Annotated in this window: 14 protein-coding genes; 12 read left to right on the top strand and 2 right to left on the bottom strand. The window is 62.0% G+C overall.

Translation table 11 applies throughout. The annotated features are described in order from the left end of the window. Positions 1-83 precede the first annotated feature (83 nt). Entirely contained in the window at positions 84-2,303 is a 2,220-nt protein-coding gene (locus CAG25_RS04265) for a primosomal protein N' (RefSeq protein ID WP_007952400.1), read from the bottom strand. A 328-nt stretch (positions 2,304-2,631) separates the two neighbouring features. Between CAG25_RS04265 and rpmE the strand changes: the two genes are divergently transcribed. The 3 genes from rpmE (at position 2,632) to CAG25_RS04250 (ending at position 5,127) form a co-directional block, all read left to right on the top strand. Then, positions 2,632-2,850, top strand: coding sequence for a 50S ribosomal protein L31 (gene rpmE / locus CAG25_RS04260; RefSeq protein ID WP_064592895.1), 219 nt, complete (start codon positions 2,632-2,634; stop codon positions 2,848-2,850). 41 nt (positions 2,851-2,891) lie between these two features. Beyond that, a complete protein-coding gene (locus CAG25_RS04255) occupies positions 2,892-3,674 on the top strand; it encodes a thermonuclease family protein (RefSeq protein WP_085611137.1) in 783 nt (260 codons plus the stop codon). A gap of 184 nt (positions 3,675-3,858) precedes the next feature. Continuing rightward, complete coding sequence (locus tag CAG25_RS04250; protein ID WP_007952395.1) at positions 3,859-5,127, top strand: malic enzyme-like NAD(P)-binding protein; 1,269 nt, start codon at positions 3,859-3,861, stop codon at positions 5,125-5,127. 270 nt (positions 5,128-5,397) lie between these two features. On the opposite strand, the gene CAG25_RS04245 is transcribed toward CAG25_RS04250, so the two are convergent. Beyond that, on the bottom strand, positions 5,398-7,842 hold the full coding sequence (locus CAG25_RS04245) for a penicillin-binding protein 1A (protein WP_371857705.1): 2,445 nt from the start codon (positions 7,840-7,842) through the stop codon (positions 5,398-5,400). A gap of 218 nt (positions 7,843-8,060) precedes the next feature. Between CAG25_RS04245 and CAG25_RS04240 the strand changes: the two genes are divergently transcribed. The 9 genes from CAG25_RS04240 (at position 8,061) to gltB (ending at position 21,109) form a co-directional block, all read left to right on the top strand. Further along, entirely contained in the window at positions 8,061-9,125 is a 1,065-nt protein-coding gene (locus CAG25_RS04240) for a pilus assembly protein PilM (RefSeq protein WP_007952389.1), read from the top strand. Next, the gene (locus CAG25_RS04235; RefSeq protein WP_074689559.1) at positions 9,125-9,691 is read left to right on the top strand and encodes a PilN domain-containing protein; all 567 of its coding nucleotides are present in this window, start codon (positions 9,125-9,127) and stop codon (positions 9,689-9,691) included. Before CAG25_RS04240 ends, CAG25_RS04235 begins: the two co-directional genes overlap by 1 nt. Continuing rightward, positions 9,688-10,311, top strand: coding sequence for a type 4a pilus biogenesis protein PilO (gene pilO / locus CAG25_RS04230; protein ID WP_085611135.1), 624 nt, complete (start codon positions 9,688-9,690; stop codon positions 10,309-10,311). The genes CAG25_RS04235 and pilO overlap by 4 nt, the downstream gene beginning before the upstream one ends. After that, complete coding sequence (locus CAG25_RS04225) at positions 10,308-10,832, top strand: pilus assembly protein PilP (protein WP_039766425.1); 525 nt, start codon at positions 10,308-10,310, stop codon at positions 10,830-10,832. Before pilO ends, CAG25_RS04225 begins: the two co-directional genes overlap by 4 nt. A 14-nt stretch (positions 10,833-10,846) precedes the next feature. Continuing rightward, entirely contained in the window at positions 10,847-12,925 is a 2,079-nt protein-coding gene (gene pilQ, locus CAG25_RS04220; protein ID WP_085611134.1) for a type IV pilus secretin PilQ family protein, read from the top strand. A 4-nt stretch (positions 12,926-12,929) separates the two neighbouring features. After that, complete coding sequence (gene aroK, locus CAG25_RS04215) at positions 12,930-13,448, top strand: shikimate kinase AroK (protein ID WP_011332081.1); 519 nt, start codon at positions 12,930-12,932, stop codon at positions 13,446-13,448. Between the two features lie 152 nt (positions 13,449-13,600). Then, a complete protein-coding gene (aroB, locus tag CAG25_RS04210; RefSeq protein ID WP_011332082.1) occupies positions 13,601-14,701 on the top strand; it encodes a 3-dehydroquinate synthase in 1,101 nt (366 codons plus the stop codon). Positions 14,702-14,711: 10 nt separating this feature from the next. Beyond that, entirely contained in the window at positions 14,712-16,313 is a 1,602-nt protein-coding gene (locus CAG25_RS04205; RefSeq protein WP_085611133.1) for an AAA family ATPase, read from the top strand. A gap of 350 nt (positions 16,314-16,663) precedes the next feature. Next, positions 16,664-21,109, top strand: a complete 4,446-nt coding sequence (gene gltB / locus CAG25_RS04195) for a glutamate synthase large subunit (RefSeq protein WP_085611132.1) — start codon at positions 16,664-16,666, stop codon at positions 21,107-21,109. Positions 21,110-21,125: the final 16 nt, after the last annotated feature.

Here is a 21,125-nt window from a genome sequence, read left to right as displayed (position 1 = left end):
CATTATCCGTTGCGAAGACGGGCTTGCCAACCTTAGCAGGCAGGATGTGGATGTGTGGTGACAATTCGGCCGGTTTTGCCCGGTCAGTACAGATCCACCGGGTCGACATCCAGCGACCAGCGCACCGCCCGGCCGCTTGGCATCTGTTCTAGCACCAGCAGCCAGCTCGCCAGCAATCGGTGCAGCGGCGCCCGGGCCGTGGCCTGCAACAGCAGCTGCGCGCGGAAGCGCCCGGCCCGGCGTTCCATCGGCGCCGGCACCGGCCCCAGCAGTTCAATGCCGGTCAGATTCTGTTCGGCCAGCAAGCGCTCGGCCTCGCTGCAGGCTTCATCAAGAAAGCCTTCGGCCTGCCCCGGCTTGTGCGCTTCGGCGCGCAGCAGGGCGAGATGGGCGAACGGCGGCAGGCCGGCGGCGCGGCGTTCGCTCAGGGCCTGTTCGGCGAAGGCGAAGTAACCCTGCTCGGTCAGTTGCACCAATAAAGGATGGTCGGCCAGATGCGTCTGGATGATCACCTTGCCCGGTTCCTCCGCACGCCCGGCACGCCCGGCAACCTGCACGATCAGCTGCGCCATGCGCTCGCTGGCGCGGAAGTCGCCGGAGAACAGACCGCCGTCGGCATCGAGGATCGACACCAGCGTCACCCGAGGGAAGTGGTGACCCTTGGCCAACATCTGCGTGCCGACCAGAATGCACGGCTGGCCTTTCTGGATCGTGGCGAACAACTGGTTCATCGCGTCCTTGCGCGACGTGCTGTCACGGTCGACGCGCAACACCGGATAGTCCGGGAACAGAATCGCCAGCCTTTCCTCGGCCCGCTCGGTGCCGGCGCCCACGGGGCGCAGATCGACCTTGTTGCACTTCGGGCACTGGCGCGGCACGCGCTCGACGTAACCGCAGTGGTGGCAGCGCAATTCGCCATAGCGCTGGTGCACGGTCATCCGCGCATCGCAGCGCTGGCACTCGGACATCCAGCCGCAGTCATGGCACAGCAGCGTCGGGGCAAACCCCCGGCGGTTGAGGAACACCAATACCTGCTGGCCGGCGGCTAGGGTCTGGCCGATGGCTTGCTGCATCGGCCCGGAAATGCCGCTGTCCAGTGGACGGCTTTTCACATCCAGGCGCAGGAAACGTGGCTGCTTGGCGCCTCCGGCGCGTTCGTTCAGGCGCAGGAGTCCGTAGCGACCGGTGTAGGCGTTGTGCAGGCTTTCCAGGGATGGCGTCGCGGAGCCGAGCACGATCGGGATGTTTTCCTGCCGCGCCCGCACCAGCGCCAGATCCCGCGCGTGGTAGCGCAGACCTTCCTGCTGTTTATAGGAGCCGTCGTGTTCTTCGTCGATGATGATCAGCCCCGGATTCTTCATCGGGGTGAACAGCGCCGAGCGGGTGCCGATAATAATGTCGGCCTCGCCGTCACGGGCGGCGAGCCAGGCGTCCAGACGATCGCGGTCATTGACCGCCGAGTGCAGCAGGGCGATCCGGGCGTTGAAGCGTTGTTCGAAACGGGCCAGGGTCTGCGGGCCGAGGTTGATCTCCGGGATCAGCACCAGCGCCTGTTTGCCGGCCTCAAGGGTTTCGCGGATCAACTGCAAATAGACTTCGGTCTTGCCGCTGCCGGTGACCCCGGCCAGCAAGAACGCATGATAACTGTCGAACCCGGCGCGAATTGCCTCATACGCGGCGCGCTGTTCGCTGTTGAGCGGCAGTTCGGGCTGGGCCAGCCAGTGTTCATGGCGCGCGCCGGGGGCGTGACGGCGCACTTCGACCTGCACCAGATCCTTGGCCAGCAACAGGTCGAGGCTGTCCTTGCTCAGCATCAGTTTGCTCAGCAACTGATGGGCGACGCCGTGGGGGTGCTGGGCTAAAGTCGCCAGGGCTTCACGCTGGCGCGGGGCGCGGGCGATGCGCGGGTCGTCGAGGCTGGCGCCGGGAGCCGCCGACCAGAACCGTTCCTGACGGGCTTCGGCCAGTTCGCCCTGACGCAGCAGCACTGGCAACGCCCAGCTCAGAGTGTCGCCGAGGCTGTGCTGATAATACTGAGCCGTCCACAGGCATAGCTTGAACAGCGCCGGCGGTAGCGGAGCGGTGGCGTCGAGCAGGGCCAGCGCCGGTTTGAGCTTTTCCACCGGCACTTCGCTGGTGTCGGTGACCTCCACCAGAATCCCGATCATCTCCCGTCGGCCGAACGGCACTCGCAGGCGCATGCCCGGTTGCAACTGCGAACGCAGCACGCCGGCCGGGGCCCGATAGTCGAACAGGCGGCGCAGGGGCGAAGGCAGGGCGAGGCGCAGAATGGCGTCGGGCACGCGGGGGATTCTCATAGGCGGGGCGGTGGAGAAGGGCGGGAGCCTAGCAGACGGTCGGTTCTGTGTCCTCCATCAGGAAAGCGTTCAAATGTTGACGAGTGGATTTTGGCGTCAGGCAAGGCGCTACGACGACTCATAGCTTGCTATGGGGAGGAGTAGCAACGCAGCCTGACGTCAAAAGACGCCGTCAACATTGAACAGTCTTTTCTGATGGAGGGCACCCCTGACAGCTTGCGTGATCGGGATTGTCTGGTAGAATCCGCGGCCTAATTACGTGCGGTATTCAACAATCGTGTTGGATGGCGGCACGCCAGCTGAGGAAAACACCATGAAAGCCGATATCCACCCGAATTACCCAGAAGTTGCAGTAACTTGCAGCTGCGGCAACAAGTTCGAAACCCGTTCGACCTTCGGCAAAGCCTTGTCGATCGACGTTTGCAACGAGTGCCACCCGTTCTACACCGGTAAGCAGAAGACTCTGGACACCGGTGGTCGCGTTCAGAAGTTCGCCGACCGTTTCGGTGCTTTCGGCGCGAAAAAGGCCTAAGGCCCTTCATTCTGGAAAACCTCAGCGGCTTTTCCGGTCTGATGAAAAAGGCGTCCCTTGCGGGCGCCTTTTTTGTGTCCGCGATTTGGTTCTCCTCCGCTCAGGCCTTTTGCCCGGCACCTGTAGGGCTGGACAGCGCCACGGTGCAGCGGGTGGTCGATGGCGACACCCTGCGCCTGAGCGACGGGCGCAATGTGCGGATGATCGGCCTCAATACGCCCGAGCTCGGCAAGCAGGGCCGCAGCGACGAACCGTTTGCAGTGGCCGCGCGCAAGCGTCTCGAAGCCCTGGTCGCCGAAAGCGACGGGCGGGTTGGCCTGCGCCTCGGCGCCCAGCCCAAGGACCACTACGGCCGGACCCTCGCCCATGTTTTCAGCGCCAAGGGTGAGAATCTCGAAGCGCAAATGCTCGCCGATGGCCTCGGTTTCCAGGTCGCGGTGGCGCCGAATGTCGATCTGGTCGATTGCCAGCAAGCTGCCGAACGCCGCGCACGACAGTCCGGGCTGGGCCTGTGGAAGCGCTCGCCTGTACTGAAAGCGGAGCAGATCGAGCGCTCGGGTTTCGCGCTGGTCAGCGGTCGTGTGAGCAAGATTCAACGCAATCGCGGCGGAATCTGGATCGAGTTGCAGGACAAGCTTGTACTGCGCGTTGCACCCAATCTGCTGGAAAGCTTCGATAGCGCCGCTCTGCAGGCGTTGAAGGGCAAGCAGATCGAGGCTCGTGGCTGGGTGGTCGACCGTTCCCGGCGCGGTGGACTGAAATCAGGTCAGGCGCGTTGGCTGTTGCCGCTGACCGATCCTTCGATGCTCCAGCCGTCCCGTTGAATAAAAAATTGTAGACATTTTTTCTTTCGATTGTGAACAGTCTAGCCCTTGTGCGCCGTGGCTCTTGGCCCAAAGTCTTAGGGCAGGGCGCTTGACAGGGGTGACCGGGCAGTCTTGTGGGGACTTTGCGAGGCGCGTATCCTCGCTGACCAGTCTGTCCAACAGTAAAAAGCGGAATGCCAAAATGTCTGATCTGAAAACTGCCGCTCTCGAATATCATGCCAATCCTCGCCCAGGAAAGCTGAGTGTCGAGCTCACCAAGGCCACTGCTACCGCCCGCGACCTGTCGCTGGCCTACAGCCCCGGCGTAGCTGAACCAGTGCGCGAGATCGCCCGCGATCCTGAACTGGCCTACAAGTACACCGGCAAGGGCAACCTGGTTGCAGTCATTTCCGATGGCACCGCGATTCTGGGCCTGGGTAACCTCGGCCCACTGGCCTCCAAGCCAGTGATGGAAGGTAAAGGCGTGCTGTTCAAGCGCTTCGCCGGTATCGACGTCTTCGACATCGAAGTCGACTCCGAAAGCCCGCAAGCCTTCATCGACACCGTAAAACGCATTTCCATCACCTTCGGTGGCATCAACCTGGAAGACATCAAGGCGCCCGAGTGCTTTGAGATCGAACGCGCTCTGATCGAGCAGTGCGACATTCCGGTATTCCACGATGACCAGCACGGCACCGCGATCGTGACCGCTGCGGGCATGATCAACGCCCTGGAAATCGCTGGCAAAACCCTGGCCGACGCCAAGATCGTCTGCCTGGGCGCCGGCGCAGCCGCCATCTCCTGCATGAAGTTGCTGGTGAGCATGGGCGCCAAGGTCGAGAACATCTTCATGGTTGACCGTACTGGCGTGATCCACGCTGGCCGTGACGACCTGAACCAGTACAAGGCTGTGTTCGCTCACCCTACCGAGAAGCGCACTCTGGACGACGCCATCGAAGGCGCTGACGTATTCGTCGGCCTGTCGGGCCCGAACCTGCTGAGCGCCGAGCAACTCAAGCGCATGGCGGCCAACCCGATCGTCTTCGCCTGCTCCAACCCTGATCCGGAAATCTCCCCGGAACTGGCTCACGCCACCCGTAACGACGTGATCATGGCCACCGGCCGTTCGGACTACCCGAACCAGGTCAACAACGTGTTGGGCTTCCCGTTCATCTTCCGTGGTGCCCTGGACGTTCGCGCCAAGCGCATCAACGAAGAAATGAAGATCGCTGCCGCCAACGCCCTGCGCGAACTGGCCAAGCTGCCGGTTCCTCAGGAAGTCTGCGACGCCTACGGCGGTATCTCGCTGGAATTCGGCCGTGAGTACATCATTCCGAAGCCAATGGACAAGCGCCTGATCACCGTGATCTCCGACGCCGTGGCCAAGGCCGCGATCGAGACTGGTGTGGCGACCCTGCCGTATCCGAAGAACTACCCGCTGAAAAGCGTGGATGACGTGTTCAACGGCTAAGTCGTTGTAGCGCTTCAGCCGAAAGCCCCGGTTCGCGAGAGTCGGGGCTTTTTTGTGCCTGTTGATTTTGGGGTGATCTTAAGGGCCTCTTCGCGGGCAAGCCCGCGCCCACAGGGTTTTGTGGCGTTCACAAATGGAGCGTACACCCGGTTACTGTGGGAGCGGGCTTGCCCGCGAAGAGGCCGGCCCAGACAACACAAAAATGAACAGGTAATAAAAAGCCCCGCACTTCAATCGAAGGCGGGGCTTTTTAGCGGTTCAGGATCGGGATCAGAACAAATCGATCGGCGCCTGCTCATCCGCCGGCAGCGGACTGCCCGGCACGGTGCCATTGCCGATCTCGTTGACCGACGGAGGCGTGTCTTCGGCCTTGAACAGCTCGAAATAGGCGCCCGGCGTGCTCGGCGATGCCGCGCGACCGCTGACCGGATCCACCCGCAGGCTGAGAATGCCTTCCGGCTCCGGCTGGACATGCGGTGGCTTGTCCTTGAGCGCGGCGGCCATGTAGTTCATCCAGATCGGCAGTGCCACGGTGCCGCCGAACTCCCGGCGACCGAGGCTTTCCGGCTGGTCGAAACCGGTCCACACGGTGGTCACGTAGTCGGCGTTGTAGCCGGAGAACCACGCATCCTTGGATTCGTTGGTGGTACCGGTCTTGCCGGCGATGTCGCTGCGGCCCAGGGCCAGTGCGCGACGGCCGGTGCCGAGCTTGATCACGTCCTGCAACATGCTGTTGAGGATGTAGGTGGTACGGCCATCGACGATGCGCTCGGCAACTGCGGGGGCTTGCGGTACAGCGGCGTTGCCTGGCGCTTCCCCTGGAACCGGCGCTGCGTCGACGGTGATCGATTGCGTTGCCGGTGCCGCGATACCGTCGGTGGCCGCGCCGCCCTGCGGTACGGTCGGCGGGTTGGCGACGAACAGCGTGTCGCCATTGCGGCTTTCGATCTTGTCGATGATGTACGGAGTGATCTTGTAGCCGCCGTTGGCGAAGGTGCTCCAGCCGGTGGCGATCTCCATCGGCGTCAGGGTCGCGGTGCCCAGCGCCAGAGACAGGTTTGGCGGCAGGTCCTGCTTGTTGAAGCCGAAGCGGGTGATGTAATCGATGGTCTTGCCCACGCCCATCGCCTGCAACAGGCGGATCGACACCAGGTTGCGCGACTTGTACAGCGCCTCACGCAGACGGATCGGGCCGAGGAAGGTGTTGGTGTCGTTCTTCGGACGCCAGACCTTGTCCAGGTACTCGTCGACGAACACGATCGGCGCGTCGTTGACCAGGCTCGCGGCGGTGTAGCCGTTATCCAGTGCGGCGCTGTAGACGAACGGCTTGAAGCTCGAGCCCGGCTGACGCTTGGCCTGCATCGCACGGTTGTAGTTGCTCTGCTCGAAGGCGAAACCGCCGACCAGCGAACGGATTGCACCGTTCTGCGGATCCAGCGACACCAGCGCGCCTTGCGCCTGCGGAATCTGGCTGAACTTCAGCGAATTGTTCGGCTGGCGCTGCACGCGAATCAGATCGCCGACCTGTGCCACATCCGACGGCTGACGCGGGTTGGCGCCCATGCTGTTGGTATTGAGGAACGGGCGCGCCCATTTCATGGTGTCCCACGCCACATGTTCTTCGCCGGTGCGGGTCAGTACTTGCAGGCCGTTCTTGTCGACCTGGGTGACGATGGCCGGTTCGAGGCTGCTGATGGTGCGCTGCTTGGTCAATTCAGTGGCCCAGGCTTCGCGGGTCTTGCCCGGCAGACGTGATTCAGGGCCACGGTAGCCGTGGCGCTGATCGTAGGTCATCAGGCCTTCATGCAGCGCGGTATTTGCCATTTCCTGGAGGTTGCTCGGCACCGTGGTGGTGACGCGGAAACCTTCGGTGTAGGCGTCGCTGCCGTAGCGACCGACCATTTCGGCACGGGCCATTTCGGCGATGTACGGCGCGTTCACTTCCGGGGTCGGCACGTGATAGCTGGCGTTCAGCGGCTCGTTGATCGCAGCGGTGTAGTCGGCCTCGGTGATCTTGCCGAGCTTGTACATGCGCCCGAGGATCCAGTCGCGACGCTCCTTGCTGCGCGCCGGGTTGGCCAGCGGGTTGAAGCGCGACGGGGCTTTCGGCAGGCCGGCGATCATCGCCATCTGCGCCAGGCTGACTTCGCGGATCGACTTGCCGTAATACACCTGCGCCGCCGCCTCGATGCCGTAGGCGCGGTTGCCCAGATAGATCTTGTTCACGTACAGCTCAAGGATCTCGTCCTTGGTCAGTTGGCGTTCGATCTGCAGGGCCAGAAGGATTTCCGTGGTTTTGCGCGAGAAGCTGCGTTCGCTGGTCAGGAAGAAGTTCTTCGCCACCTGCATGGTGATGGTGCTGCCGCCGGACTGGATGTGCCCGCTCTTGACCAGTTGAGTCGCGGCACGCATCAGGCTGCTCGGATCGACGCCATAGTGATTGGCGAAGTTGTCGTCTTCAGCACTTAGTAACGCATTGATGAAATTGGGGGGAATGTCGGCGAAACGGATCGGTGTGCGGCGCATTTCGCCAAATTCTGCGATCAACTTGTTGTCGCTGCTGTACACCCGCAGTGGAATCTGCAACTGAATGCTTCTCAGCGCCTCCACAGATGGCAAACCCGGACTAAGGTAAAGAAACGCGCCGCTGAGACCTAAAAGCAGTCCGCAGAAAACGGCGACGATGGACCAACCGAAAAATTTCAGCAGACGAATCAAGGCTTTTGGACATCCACGGCAAAGAATGAATTGGGCGACAGGGTTCCGGGTAACACAGAACAACCCGCGCCGGCAGTAAAAGGCGGAAAAAATCGCTGGGCATTATAAGCACTTTTCCGCAGGGGGCGTCATTTGCGCTTCTGTCAAGACGGGGCGAGGGAACGCAATGCGCATTACAGAGTCCGTAACTCACGGAAAGTCATAGGGAATTGGTAGTGCTAGGACTCTTCAATAAAAAGGCCAATACGTTACTGGGGATCGACATCAGCTCCACGTCGGTGAAGCTGCTGGAGCTGAGCCGTCAGGGTGAACGCTACCGGGTCGAGGCGTATGCGGTGGAGCCGTTGCCGGCGAGTGCCGTGGTCGAAAAGAACATCGCCGAACTCGAGGGCGTCGGCCAGGCCCTGTCCCGGGTGCTGGTCAAGGCGCGTACCGGGTTGAAAACCGTGGCGGTGGCCGTGGCCGGCTCGGCGGTGATCACCAAGGTCATCGAGATGGACGCCGGGCTGTCCGACGATGAACTGGAAAACCAGCTCAAGATCGAGGCCGATCAATACATTCCCTACCCGCTGGACGAGGTCGCCATCGACTTCGAAGTCCAGGGCGTTTCGCCGCGCAACCCCGAGCGGGTCAACGTACTGCTGGCCGCCTGTCGCAAGGAAAACGTCGAAGTCCGCGAAGCGGCGCTCGCACTGGCCGGGCTGACGGCGCGGGTGGTGGATGTCGAGGCGTATGCGCTGGAGCGCTCGTTCGGCCTGCTGGCCACGCAACTGGCCGCGTCCCAGGATCGGTTGACGGTGGCGGTGGTCGACATCGGCGCCACCATGACCACCCTCAGCGTCCTGCACAACGGCCGGATCATCTATACCCGCGAACAGCTGTTCGGCGGTCGACAGCTGACCGAGGAAATCCAGCGCCGTTATGGCCTGACCCTTGAACAGGCGGGACTTGCCAAGAAGCAGGGCGGCCTGCCGGACGATTACGTCAGCGAGGTGCTGCAGCCATTTCGTGAGGCGCTGGTGCAGCAGGTGTCGCGCTCCCTGCAGTTCTTTTTTGCCTCCGGCCAGTACAACGCTGTCGACCACATTCTGCTGGCCGGCGGCACGGCGTCGGTGCCCGGCCTCGACCGGCTGATCGAAGAGCGCCTGAACACCCCGACCCAGGTTGCCAACCCGTTTTCCGACATGGCCTTGAGCAGCAAGGTCAACGCCGGGGCTTTGGCGAGCGATGCGCCGGCCCTGATGATTGCCTGCGGGCTCGCGCTCAGGAGTTTCGACTGATGGCGCGGATCAACCTTTTACCCTGGCGCGAGGAGCGTCGCGAGGAGCGGCGCAAACGCTTCCTGCTGGTCTTGATCGGTGTGGTGGTCGGTTCGGTGGGGGCGGTGCTCATCGCTGATCAGATCATCAGCGGCGCCATCGCGCGGCAGGTTGCGCGCAATGACTACATCGGCAAACAGATCTCCGTGGTCGACGAGAGGATCAAGCAGATCAGCGACCTCAAGGCCCATCGCCAGCAACTGGTAGAGCGCATGCGCATCATCCAGGACTTGCAGGGCAACCGGCAGATCAGCGGGCGGATCTTCGATCAGCTGGCGCGCACCTTGCCCGACGGGGTGTATTTCACCGACGTGAAAATGGTCGGCAAGACCCTTTCGATCAGCGGCGCGGCGGAATCGAACAATCGAGTGTCCGACCTGATGCGCAATCTCGACGCCTCCGACTGGTTCGATGCGCCCAACCTCAATGAAGTGAAAGCCACCACTGCCGGACAAGTGGATCAGGCCAACGTCTTTCAGTTGACCGTTCGCCAGACTCGACCCCGGCTCGAGGAGGACGACCAATGAAGCCGTCCGAGTGGCTGGAAAGCCTGCGCAATGTCGATTTCAACGACCTCGACACCAGCAACATCGGCTCCTGGCCGCCAGTGGTCAAAAGCCTGGCCGGCGGGCTGTTGATGGTGCTGGTCCTGGCGCTTGGCTATAACTTTTTCATCAGTGACCTGGAGAACCAGCTCGAACTCAAACGTGAGGAGGAAATCACCCTCAAGGAGCAGTTCGCGAGCAAGGCGCGCATGGCGGCCAATCTGGAGCTGTACACCCAGCAGATGAAAGAGATGGAAAACTCGTTCGGCGTGCTGTTGCGACAACTGCCCAGTGACACCGAAGTGCCGGGGTTGCTGGAAGACATCACCCGCACCGGACTGGGCAGCGGCCTTGAGTTCGAAGAGATCAAACTGCTGCCGGAGGTTACCCAGCAGTTCTACATCGAGTTGCCCATCCAGATCACCGTGACCGGGGCCTATCACGACCTCGCGACCTTCGTCAGTGGCGTGGCCGGGCTGCCCCGCATCGTCACCCTGCACGATTTCGAGCTGGCGCCAGCCAATCCTGAAGGCGGGCCGAAGCTGCGCATGAGCATCCTCGCCAAGACCTACCGCTATAACGACAAGGGGCTGCAGAAATGAGCCCGATCCGTTTTATCGCCCTGTCGGCATTGTTATTGGTGCTCGGTGGCTGTGGCGGCGATGACTTCAGCGACCTCGACGCCTACATGAATGAAGTGCGCCTGCGTCCGCCGGGCAAGATCGAGCCGACTCCGACCTTCCGCTCCTACCCGACGTTCACCTACAGCGCCGCCAACCTGCGCAGTCCGTTTTCGCGCCAGCTGCGGGTCGATCTGGCCGGGCAGAAACATGGCTCGCGCGACGTGAAACCCGATCCCAACCGGGTCAAGCAATACCTCGAAGGCTTCAACATCGAGCAGTTTGAAATGGTCGGCACGATTGCCAACGCCTCCGGTTCCTTCGCCCTGCTGCGAGGCGCGGGCGGCGTCCATCGGCTCAAGGTCGGCGACTATCTGGGGCGCAACGACGGGCGCATCGTCGCCATCAGCGCTTCACAGGTCGAAGTGGTGGAAATCGTTCCCGATGGCCAGGGCGCCTGGCTTGAGCGGCCGCGCACCATTCCTTTGAAAGAGCATTCATAAGTGGAAGTCGAACAATGAACAGGATTTTCTCCACCCTCGGTTTTTCGCTATGGATAGCGCTGCTTTCGCCGATGGTACAGGCAGCCAATCTAAAGGCGCTGGACGTCGCGGCACTGCCGGGCGACCGGGTCGAGCTGAAGCTGTCGTTCGACGGCCCGCCCCCGCAGCCCAAGGGCTACACCACCGACTCGCCGGCACGGATCGCACTCGATCTGCCGGGTGTTGCCAGTCAGTTGGCAAGCAAGACCCGTGACCTGGGCAGTGGCAATGCCCGCACGGCCACGGTGGTCGAGGCCAATAACCGGACGCGGCTGATCATCAGCCTGACGCAACTGGCACCGTACGACACCCGGGTCGAGGGCAATACGGTGTTCGTGGTGGTCGGGCAAGGCACTAAAGCCGCTGCCCCACGTACGGCCGCTCGTGCACCGCGCGCAGCACCTGCGGCAGCGCCGGTCCGCACGTTTGCTCCGACCGCCAGAGTCATTCGCGGCGTGGATTTCCAGCGTGGCACGGCGGGCGAGGGCAACGTGGTCATCGACTTGTCCGACCCGGCTATCGCCCCGGACATCCAGGAGCACGACGGCAAGATCATCCTCAATTTCGCCCGTACCCAATTGCCAGAACCGCTGCGGGTACGCCTCGACGTCAAGGACTTCGCCACCCCGGTGCAGTTCGTCAATGCCGGGGTCAGCGGTGATCGGGCGACGATCACCGTCGAACCCAGCGGTACTTTCGACTATTCCACTTACCAGACCGACAACAAGCTGACCGTCAGCATCCGGCCGTTGACCGTCGATGACCTGCAAAAACGCAACGCCGATCGCAACAGCTATAACGGCGAAAAGCTCTCGCTGAATTTCCAGGACATCGATGTCCGTTCGGTGCTGCAACTGATCGCCGACTTCACCAACCTCAATCTGGTGGCCAGCGATACGGTGCAGGGCGGGATCACCTTGCGCCTGCAGAACGTGCCGTGGGATCAGGCGCTGGATCTGGTGCTCAAGACCAAAGGCCTGGACAAGCGCAAGGTCGGCAACGTGTTGCTGGTGGCGCCGGCGGATGAAATTGCTGCGCGCGAGCGGCAGGAACTGGAATCGCAGAAACAGATCGCCGAACTGGCGCCGCTGCGTCGTGAGCTATTGCAGGTGAACTACGCCAAAGCCGCCGACATCGCCAAGCTGTTCCAGTCTGTCACCAGCGCCGAGGCGAAGGTCGACGAGCGGGGTTCTATCACCGTCGATGAGCGCACCAACAACATCATTGCCTACCAGACCCAGGATCGCCTCGACGAGCTGCGGCGGATTGTGGCGCAGCTGGATATTCCGGTGCGTCAGGTGATGATCGAGGCACGGATCGTCGAGGCCAACGTCGACTACGACAAGAGTCTGGGCGTGCGCTGGGGCGGTTCGATTCAGAACAAGGGCAACTGGAACACTTCCGGGGTCAGCAACGGTTCGTCGACCACCGTTGGCACGCCGGGCAGCACCAGCACCAACTCGCCGTTCGTCGACATGGGCACGGTCAACAACACGTCCGGGATCGGCATCGCGTTCATCACCGATAACGTCTTGCTCGACCTTGAGCTGACCGCGATGGAGAAGACCGGCAACGGCGAAATCGTCTCGCAGCCCAAGGTGGTCACCTCCGACAAGGAAACCGCGAAGATCCTCAAGGGCACCGAGATTCCGTATCAGGAAGCCAGCTCCAGCGGCGCTACGTCGGTGTCCTTCAAGGAGGCGTCGCTGTCGCTGGAAGTGACGCCGCAGATCACCCCGGACAACCGCATCATCATGGAGGTGAAGGTCACCAAGGACGAACCGGACTACCTGAACAAAGTGCAGGATGTACCGCCGATCAAGAAAAACGAGGTCAACGCCAAGGTGCTGGTGAACGACGGCGAGACCATCGTGATCGGGGGCGTTTTCTCAAATACTCAAAGCAAGGTCGTAGATAAGGTGCCATTTCTTGGCGATGTGCCGTATCTTGGCCGCCTTTTCCGGCGTGATGTGGTTTCGGAGAAAAAATCCGAGCTGCTGGTATTTCTCACTCCGCGTATCATGAATAACCAGGCGATTGCTGTGAGTCGTTGATTCTGTGCGAAATTTGATTCTTGTAGGACCGATGGGGGCTGGAAAAAGCACCATCGGCCGATTACTGGCCAAAGAGCTGCGCCTGCCGTTCAAGGATTCCGACAAGGAAATTGAACTGCGTACGGGCGCCAATATTCCGTGGATCTTCGACAAGGAAGGCGAGCCCGGCTTTCGTGACCGTGAGCAGGCGATGATCGCCGAGCTGTGCGCGTTCGACGGCGTGGTGCTGGCGACCGGCGGCGGCGCGGTGATGCGCGATGCCAACCGCAAGGCCCTGCACGAGGGCGGGCGGGTGGTGTATCTGCACGCCTCCGTCGAACAGCAAGTCGGCCGCACCTCTCGCGATCGCAACCGGCCGTTGTTGCGCACTGCCAATCCGGAGAAAACCTTGCGCGATCTGCTGGCGATCCGTGATCCGCTCTATCGGGAAATCGCCGATCTGGTGGTGGAAACCGACGAGCGGCCACCGCGCATGGTCGTACTCGATATTCTCGACCGCCTGGCGCAGCTTCCGCCCCGTTAAAGCATCGCTCGAAATGCGCTATCCTCGGCGTCCTGTCACAGCCCGCCGAGGTTGTGGCGGATGGCGTGCGAGCGGCGTCATACCCGCTACAGGCTGCAGACAACCAATAATTCAGGGCAGGACGCCTGCTTCCATCTTCACTGTGGGGACACATGCAGACACTCAAGGTCGACCTAGGCGAGCGCAGCTACCCGATTCACATTGGCGAGGGACTGCTGGACCAGCCTGAGCTGCTGGCCCCGCATATCCACGGGCGGCAGGTGGCAATCATCTCCAACGAGACCGTTGCGCCGCTCTATCTCGAGCGTCTGACCCGCAGCCTGGCGCAGTTTTCAGTGGTTTCCGTGGTGTTGCCCGACGGCGAAGCCTTCAAGAACTGGGAAACCCTGCAGTTGATTTTCGACGGACTGCTGACCGCCCGTCATGACCGCCGCACCACAGTGATCGCCCTCGGTGGCGGCGTGATCGGCGACATGGCCGGTTTCGCGGCCGCCTGCTACCAGCGCGGCGTCGATTTCATCCAGATCCCTACCACGCTGCTGTCCCAGGTCGATTCGTCGGTGGGCGGCAAGACCGGGATCAACCATCCGCTGGGCAAGAACATGGTCGGCGCGTTCTATCAGCCGAATGTGGTGCTGATCGATACCGCGTCCCTGAAAACCCTGCCGGCGCGCGAGCTGTCGGCCGGTCTGGCGGAAGTCATCAAGTACGGTCTGATCTGTGACGAGCCGTTCCTGACCTGGCTCGAAGACAACGTCGATGCCCTGCGTGCGCTGGATCAAACGGCCCTGACCTATGCCATCGAACGTTCCTGCGCCGCCAAGGCGGCGGTGGTCGGAGCCGACGAGAAGGAAACCGGCGTACGGGCCACCCTCAATCTTGGCCACACCTTTGGCCACGCCATCGAAACCCACATGGGCTATGGTGTCTGGTTGCATGGCGAAGCGGTCGCCGCCGGCACCGTGATGGCGCTGGAAATGTCCGCGCGCCTGGGCTGGATCAGCGAGCAGGAGCGTGATCGCGGCATCCGGCTGTTCCAGCGTGCCGGTCTGCCGGTGATCCCGCCGGAAGAGATGACCGAAGCCGATTTTCTTGAACACATGGCAATTGACAAAAAAGTGATCGACGGTCGCTTGCGCCTGGTGCTGCTGCGCCGGATGGGCGAAGCGGTGGTGACCGACGATTATCCGAAAGAGGTTCTACAGGCCACGCTGGGAGCGGATTACCGCGCTCTGGCTCAGCTTAAAGGTTAATAAGATTCCGATGACTAGTTTGCATGCCGACGAGGCGTTCCTCGGCCATTTCCAGTTAAGTCACGACCCTTTCGCGCCGCGGGTGCCGGGCTTCAAATTCTTCCCGGCCCAGCGCAAGCCGGTGCTGGGTCAGTTGCATCATCTGGCGCGCTACAGCCAGTTGCTGCTGGTGGTCACCGGCCCGCAGGGCAGCGGCAAGACCCTGCTGCGTCAGGCGCTGGTTGCCAGCACCAACAAGCAGTCGGTGCAGAGCGTCGTCGTTTCCGCCCGTGGCGCCGGCGATGCCGCCGGTGTGCTGCGCCAGATCGCCCAGGCGCTGGACGTGGCCCAGGCCGAAGTCGGGGCGATCCTCGATCAGGTCGTACAACTGGCCCTGACCGGTCAGGAAGTCTATCTGCTGGTGGACGATGCCGAGCAGCTCGACGAGTCCGCCCTTGAAGCCCTGATGGCGCTGGGCGCCGGCGCGCCGGAAGGTCGCCCGCATGTGTTCCTGTTCGGCGAGTCGTCGCTGATCGCGCAGCTCGAGGCTTTGCACCTTGAGGAAGAGCGCTTTCACGTCATCGAACTGCAGCCGTACACCGAAGAAGAAACCCGCGAGTATCTTGACCAGCGGCTCGAAGGTGCCGGCCGGGGTGTCGAACTTTTCACCGCGGATCAGATCTCTGATATTCACGAAAGCTCCGAGGGTTGGCCGGGCAACATCAACCAGGTCGCTCGCGATGCTCTGATCGAAGTCATGATTGCCAGCCGCTCTGCGGTCAAGCGTCCAAGTATGGGGTTCAACATGCCGAAGAAACACGTATTGGCGATTTCCGCCGTCGTTGTGGTCGCGGTCGCTGCCGCCTGGCTGATGCCGGGTCGCAACAAGGCACCGACCACCGGTGCGCCGGCCAACGAGCAGGCGCAACTGCCATTGGGCCAGGGCACGCCGCAGGCGGGTGGCGCGCCGTCCGTCGAATTCAACGGCAATACCCAGCCGATGCCGCTGCCGCTGGTCGGCAACTCGCAGCCGGTAATGCGCGGTCCGTTGGCTGAAGCGGCGGGTGGCATCACCGAAGGCGACGACGGCGTGCCGGTCGAAGGCTCCAGCAACACGCCACCGACCGTGACCACTACCGCGCCACCCGCGGGCGTTCAGGCCGGCCCTGCGCCGACCCCGGTTCCGGTTCCGGCCCCGGCGGCCAAACCGACCCCGGCACCGACCCAGGTCGCTACCGCCAAGCCTGCTCCGGCCGCTCCAGTGGCCAAACCGGCTCCGGCGCCTGCCAAGCCTGTTGCCGCCGCGAAACCTGCCGAGAAGCCGGTCACCGTCGCCAAGGCTGCCGGTGGCAGCTGGTACGCCGGTCAGCCGACCAGCAACTACGTGGTGCAGATCCTCGGCACCAGCTCCGAAGCGACCGCGCAAAACTTCGTCAAGGAGCAGGGCGGCGAGTACCGTTATTTCAAGAAAGTCCTCAACGGCAAGCCTCTCTACGTGATCACCTACGGCAACTTCGCCAATCGTGATGCAGCCGTTTCTGCCATCAAGGCCTTGCCAGCGAAGGTTCAGGCTGGTAAACCTTGGCCTCGCACTGTCGCCAGCGTCCAACAGGAACTGGCAACAACTCGCTGAAGATTCGGCGGCCTTACCCAGGCCGCCTCTCCAAGCACCTCAAAATCTCTACAAGTGCGCGCCGTCTCTACAGACCGCGTGCCTTGTGGTGTCTGCGTCACAGTAGTCTTTGAGTCGTTGCGGTCAAAATTAAAAAAGTTTTGACTAGCACAGCAGATCGCTTTAAACCTTTCACAAATGCGACATGAATTTGCGACATTTCGTCGTCAAATTTGTGAGCCTCTGTGTCGCTGTGTACAATGACCACCCTTTTGCCCCCGCAAAGCCGGCGTACGTTCGGCGCGGCAAGCAAGTGGTTGAATTGAAAAGAAATTTGCCTCGTTAAGAGGCAGCCTGGTGAGAAAGTGTCTATGAAAGCAGGTCTGTACCAACCAGATGAATTCAAGGATAACTGCGGTTTCGGCCTGATAGCCCATATGCAGGGCGAACCCAGTCATACCCTTTTGCAAACGGCCATCGAGGCCCTGACCTGCATGACCCACCGCGGTGGGATTAATGCCGACGGCAAGACCGGTGACGGTTGCGGTCTGCTGATTCAAAAGCCCGACGCCTTCCTGCGTGCAATTGCCCAGGAAGCCTTCAGCGTCGAGCTGCCCAAGCAATATGCCGTGGGCATGGTCTTCTTCAATCAGGATCCGGCCAAGGCCGAAGCCGCTCGCGAGAACATGAACCGCGAGATCCTGGCCGAAGGCCTGCAACTGATCGGCTGGCGCAAAGTGCCGATCGACACCAGCGTCCTCGGCCGCCTGGCCCTTGAGCGCCTGCCGCAGATCGAGCAGGTGTACATCGGCGGCGAAGGCCTGAGCGATCAGGACATGGCGGTCAAGCTGTTCAGCGCCCGTCGTCGCTCGTCCGTGGCCAATGCCGCCGACACCGACCACTACATCTGCAGCTTTTCCCACAAGACCATCATCTATAAAGGCCTGATGATGCCGGCCGACCTGGCCGCGTTCTATCCGGACCTGGGTGACCAGCGCCTGCAAACCGCGATCTGCGTGTTCCACCAGCGCTTCTCCACCAACACCCTGCCGAAATGGCCGCTGGCTCAGCCATTCCGCTTCCTCGCCCACAACGGCGAGATCAACACCATCACCGGCAACCGCAACTGGGCGCAGGCCCGTCGGACCAAGTTCACCAACGATCTGATGGATCTGGAAGAACTCGGCCCGCTGGTCAACCGTGTCGGTTCCGATTCCTCGAGCATGGACAACATGCTCGAACTGATGGTCACCGGCGGCATCGACCTGTTCCGTGGCGTGCGGATGATCATTCCGCCAGCGTGGCAGAACGTTGAAACCATGGATCCGGATCTGCGTGCGTTCTACGAGTACAACTCGATGCACATGGAGCCGTGGGACGGCCCGGCCGGCGTGGTCATGACCGACGGTCGCTACGCGGTGTGCCTGCTCGACCGTAACGGTCTGCGCCCGGCGCGCTGGGTCACCACCAAGAACGGTTTCATCACCCTGGCTTCGGAAATCGGCGTCTGGAACTACCAGCCTGAAGACGTGCTCGCCAAGGGCCGTGTCGGCCCGGGCCAGATCTTCGCCGTGGACACCGAAACCGGGCAGATCCTCGACACCGATGCGATCGACAACCGTCTCAAATCCCGTCATCCGTACAAGCAATGGTTGCGCAAGAATGCCCTGCGTATCCAGGCGACCATGGAAGACAACGATCACGGTTCGGCTTTCTACGACGTCGATCAGCTCAAGCAATACATGAAGATGTATCAGGTCACGTTCGAAGAGCGCGATCAGGTGCTGCGTCCGCTCGGCGAACAAGGCTACGAAGCCGTTGGCTCGATGGGCGACGACACGCCGATGGCGGTGCTGTCCCAGCGCGTGCGCACGCCGTACGACTATTTCCGCCAGCAGTTTGCCCAGGTGACCAACCCGCCGATCGACCCGCTGCGTGAAGCGATCGTGATGTCGCTTGAAATCTGCCTCGGTGCCGAGCGCAACATCTTCCAGGAATCGCCGGAACACGCCTCGCGCGTGATCCTCAGCTCGCCGGTCATTTCCCCGGCCAAGTGGCGTTCGCTGATGAACCTCGACCGTCCGGGTTTCGAGCGGCAGATCATCGACCTCAACTACGACGAAAGCGTCGGCCTCGAAGCGGCGATCCGCAACGTCGCCGATCAGGCTGAAGAAGCCGTGCGTGCCGGTCGTACCCAGATCGTTCTGAGCGACCGCCATATCGCTCCGGGCAAGCTGCCGATCCACGCCTCGCTGGCCACTGGCGCGGTGCACCACCGCCTGACCGAAAAAGGCCTGCGCTGCGACTCCAACATCCTGGTGGAAACCGCCACCGCCCGCGATCCGCACCACTTCGCGGTGCTGATCGGCTTCGGCGCCTCGGCGGTCTATCCGTTCCTGGCGTACGAAGTGCTGGGCGACCTGATCCGGACCGGTGAAGTGCTGGGCGACCTCTACGAGGTGTTCAAGAACTACCGCAAAGGCATCACCAAAGGTCTGTTGAAGATCCTGTCGAAGATGGGCATCTCGACCATCGCCTCGTACCGCGGTGCGCAGCTGTTCGAAGCCATCGGCCTGTCCGAAGAAGTCTGCGAGCTGAGCTTCCGTGGCGTGCCGAGCCGTATCAAGGGTGCGCGTTTCGTCGACATCGAAGCCGAGCAGAAAGCACTGGCCACCGAAGCCTGGAGTCCGCGCAAGCCGATCCAGCAGGGCGGTCTGCTGAAGTTCGTCCACGGTGGCGAATATCACGCGTACAACCCGGACGTGGTCAACACCCTGCAAGCCGCCGTGCAGCAGGGCGACTACGCCAAATTCAAGGAATACACCTCGCTGGTGGACAACCGTCCGGTGTCGATGATCCGCGACCTGTTCAAGGTCAAGACCCTCGACACGCCGCTGGACATCAGTGAAATCGAACCACTGGAATCGGTGCTCAAGCGCTTCGACTCCGCCGGTATCTCGCTGGGCGCGCTGTCGCCGGAAGCTCACGAAGCCCTGGCCGAAGCCATGAACCGCCTCGGTGCGCGTTCCAACTCCGGCGAAGGCGGCGAAGACCCGGCGCGCTACGGCACCATCAAGAGCTCGAAAATCAAGCAAGTTGCGACCGGCCGTTTCGGGGTGACCCCGGAATACCTGGTCAACGCCGAAGTGTTGCAGATCAAGGTCGCCCAGGGCGCCAAGCCGGGCGAGGGCGGGCAACTGCCGGGCGGCAAAGTGAACGGGCTGATCGCCAAGCTGCGTTACGCAGTGCCGGGCGTAACCCTGATTTCGCCACCGCCGCACCACGACATCTATTCCATCGAAGACTTGTCGCAGCTGATCTTTGACTTGAAACAGGTCAACCCGAAGGCGCTGGTCTCGGTGAAACTGGTGGCTGAAGCGGGCGTCGGCACCATCGCTGCCGGTGTGGCCAAGGCCTACGCGGACTTGATCACCATCTCCGGCTACGACGGCGGTACCGGTGCATCGCCGCTAACCTCGATCAAATACGCTGGCGCTCCGTGGGAACTCGGCCTGGCCGAAACCCACCAGACCCTGCGCGGCAACGACCTGCGCGGCAAGGTTCGGGTCCAGACCGACGGCGGCCTGAAAACCGGCCTCGACGTAATCAAGGCAGCCATCCTCGGCGCCGAAAGCTTCGGCTTCGGTACTGCGCCGATGATCGCGCTGGGCTGCAAATACCTGCGTATCTGCCATCTGAACAACTGCGCCACCGGCGTCGCGACCCAGAACGAGAAGCTGCGCAAGGATCACTACATCGGCACCGTCGACATGGTGGTGAATTTCTTCACCTACGTCGCCGAAGAAACCCGCGAGTGGCTGGCCAAGCTCGGCGTGCGCTCCCTCGAAGAGCTGATCGGCCGTACCGATCTGCTGGAAATCCTCGAAGGCCAGACCGCCAAGCAGCATCACTTGGATCTGACCCCGCTGCTGGGCAGCGATCACATCCCGGCGGACAAGCCTCAGTTCTGCGGCGTCGAGCGCAACCCACCGTTCGACCAGGGCCTGCTGGCCGAGAAAATGGTCGAGATGGCGACGTCGGCGATCAACGACCTCAGCGGCGCCGAGTTCGATCTGGATATCTGCAACTGCGACCGTTCGATCGGCGCACGGATCTCCGGCGAAATCGCGCGCAAGCATGGCAACCAGGGTATGGCGAAAGCGCCAATCACCTTCCGCTTCAAGGGCACTGCAGGTCAGAGCTTCGGCGTGTGGAACGCCGGCGGTCTGAACATGTACCTGGAAGGCGACGCCAACGACTACGTCGGCAAAGGCATGACCGGTGGCAAGCTGACCATCGTGCCGCCGAAGGGCAGCGTTTATAAGACTCAGGAAAGCGCCATCATCGGCAACACCTGCCTGTACGGCGCCACGGGCGGCAAGCTGTTCGCCGCCGGCACCGCAGGCGAGCGTTTCGCCGTGCGCAACTCCGGTGCCCACACGGTTGTGGAAGGCACTGGCGATCACTGCTGTGAGTACATGACCGGTGGTTTTGTCTGCGTTCTGGGCAAGACCGGTTACAACTTCGGCTCTGGCATGACCGGCGGTTTCGCCTACGTGCTCGACCAGGACAACACCTTCGTTGACCGGGTCAACCACGAACTGGTGGAAATCCAGCGGATCAGCGGCGAGGCGATGGAAGCCTATCGCAGCCACCTGCAGAACGTGCTGAACGAGTACGTCGCGGAAACCGACAGCGAGTGGGGTCGTGAACTCGCCGAGAACCTCGATGACTACTTGCGCCGTTTCTGGTTGGTCAAGCCGAAGGCTGCCAACCTGAAGTCGTTGCTTTCCAGCACCCGTGCCAACCCGCAGTGATATGCGCCTGAAGAGT

It is taken from the genome of Pseudomonas sp. B16(2017) (genome assembly GCF_002113205.1).
GTDB lineage: Bacteria > Pseudomonadota > Gammaproteobacteria > Pseudomonadales > Pseudomonadaceae > Aquipseudomonas > Aquipseudomonas pharyngis.
This window is presented reverse-complemented; position numbering and strand designations above follow the sequence as displayed.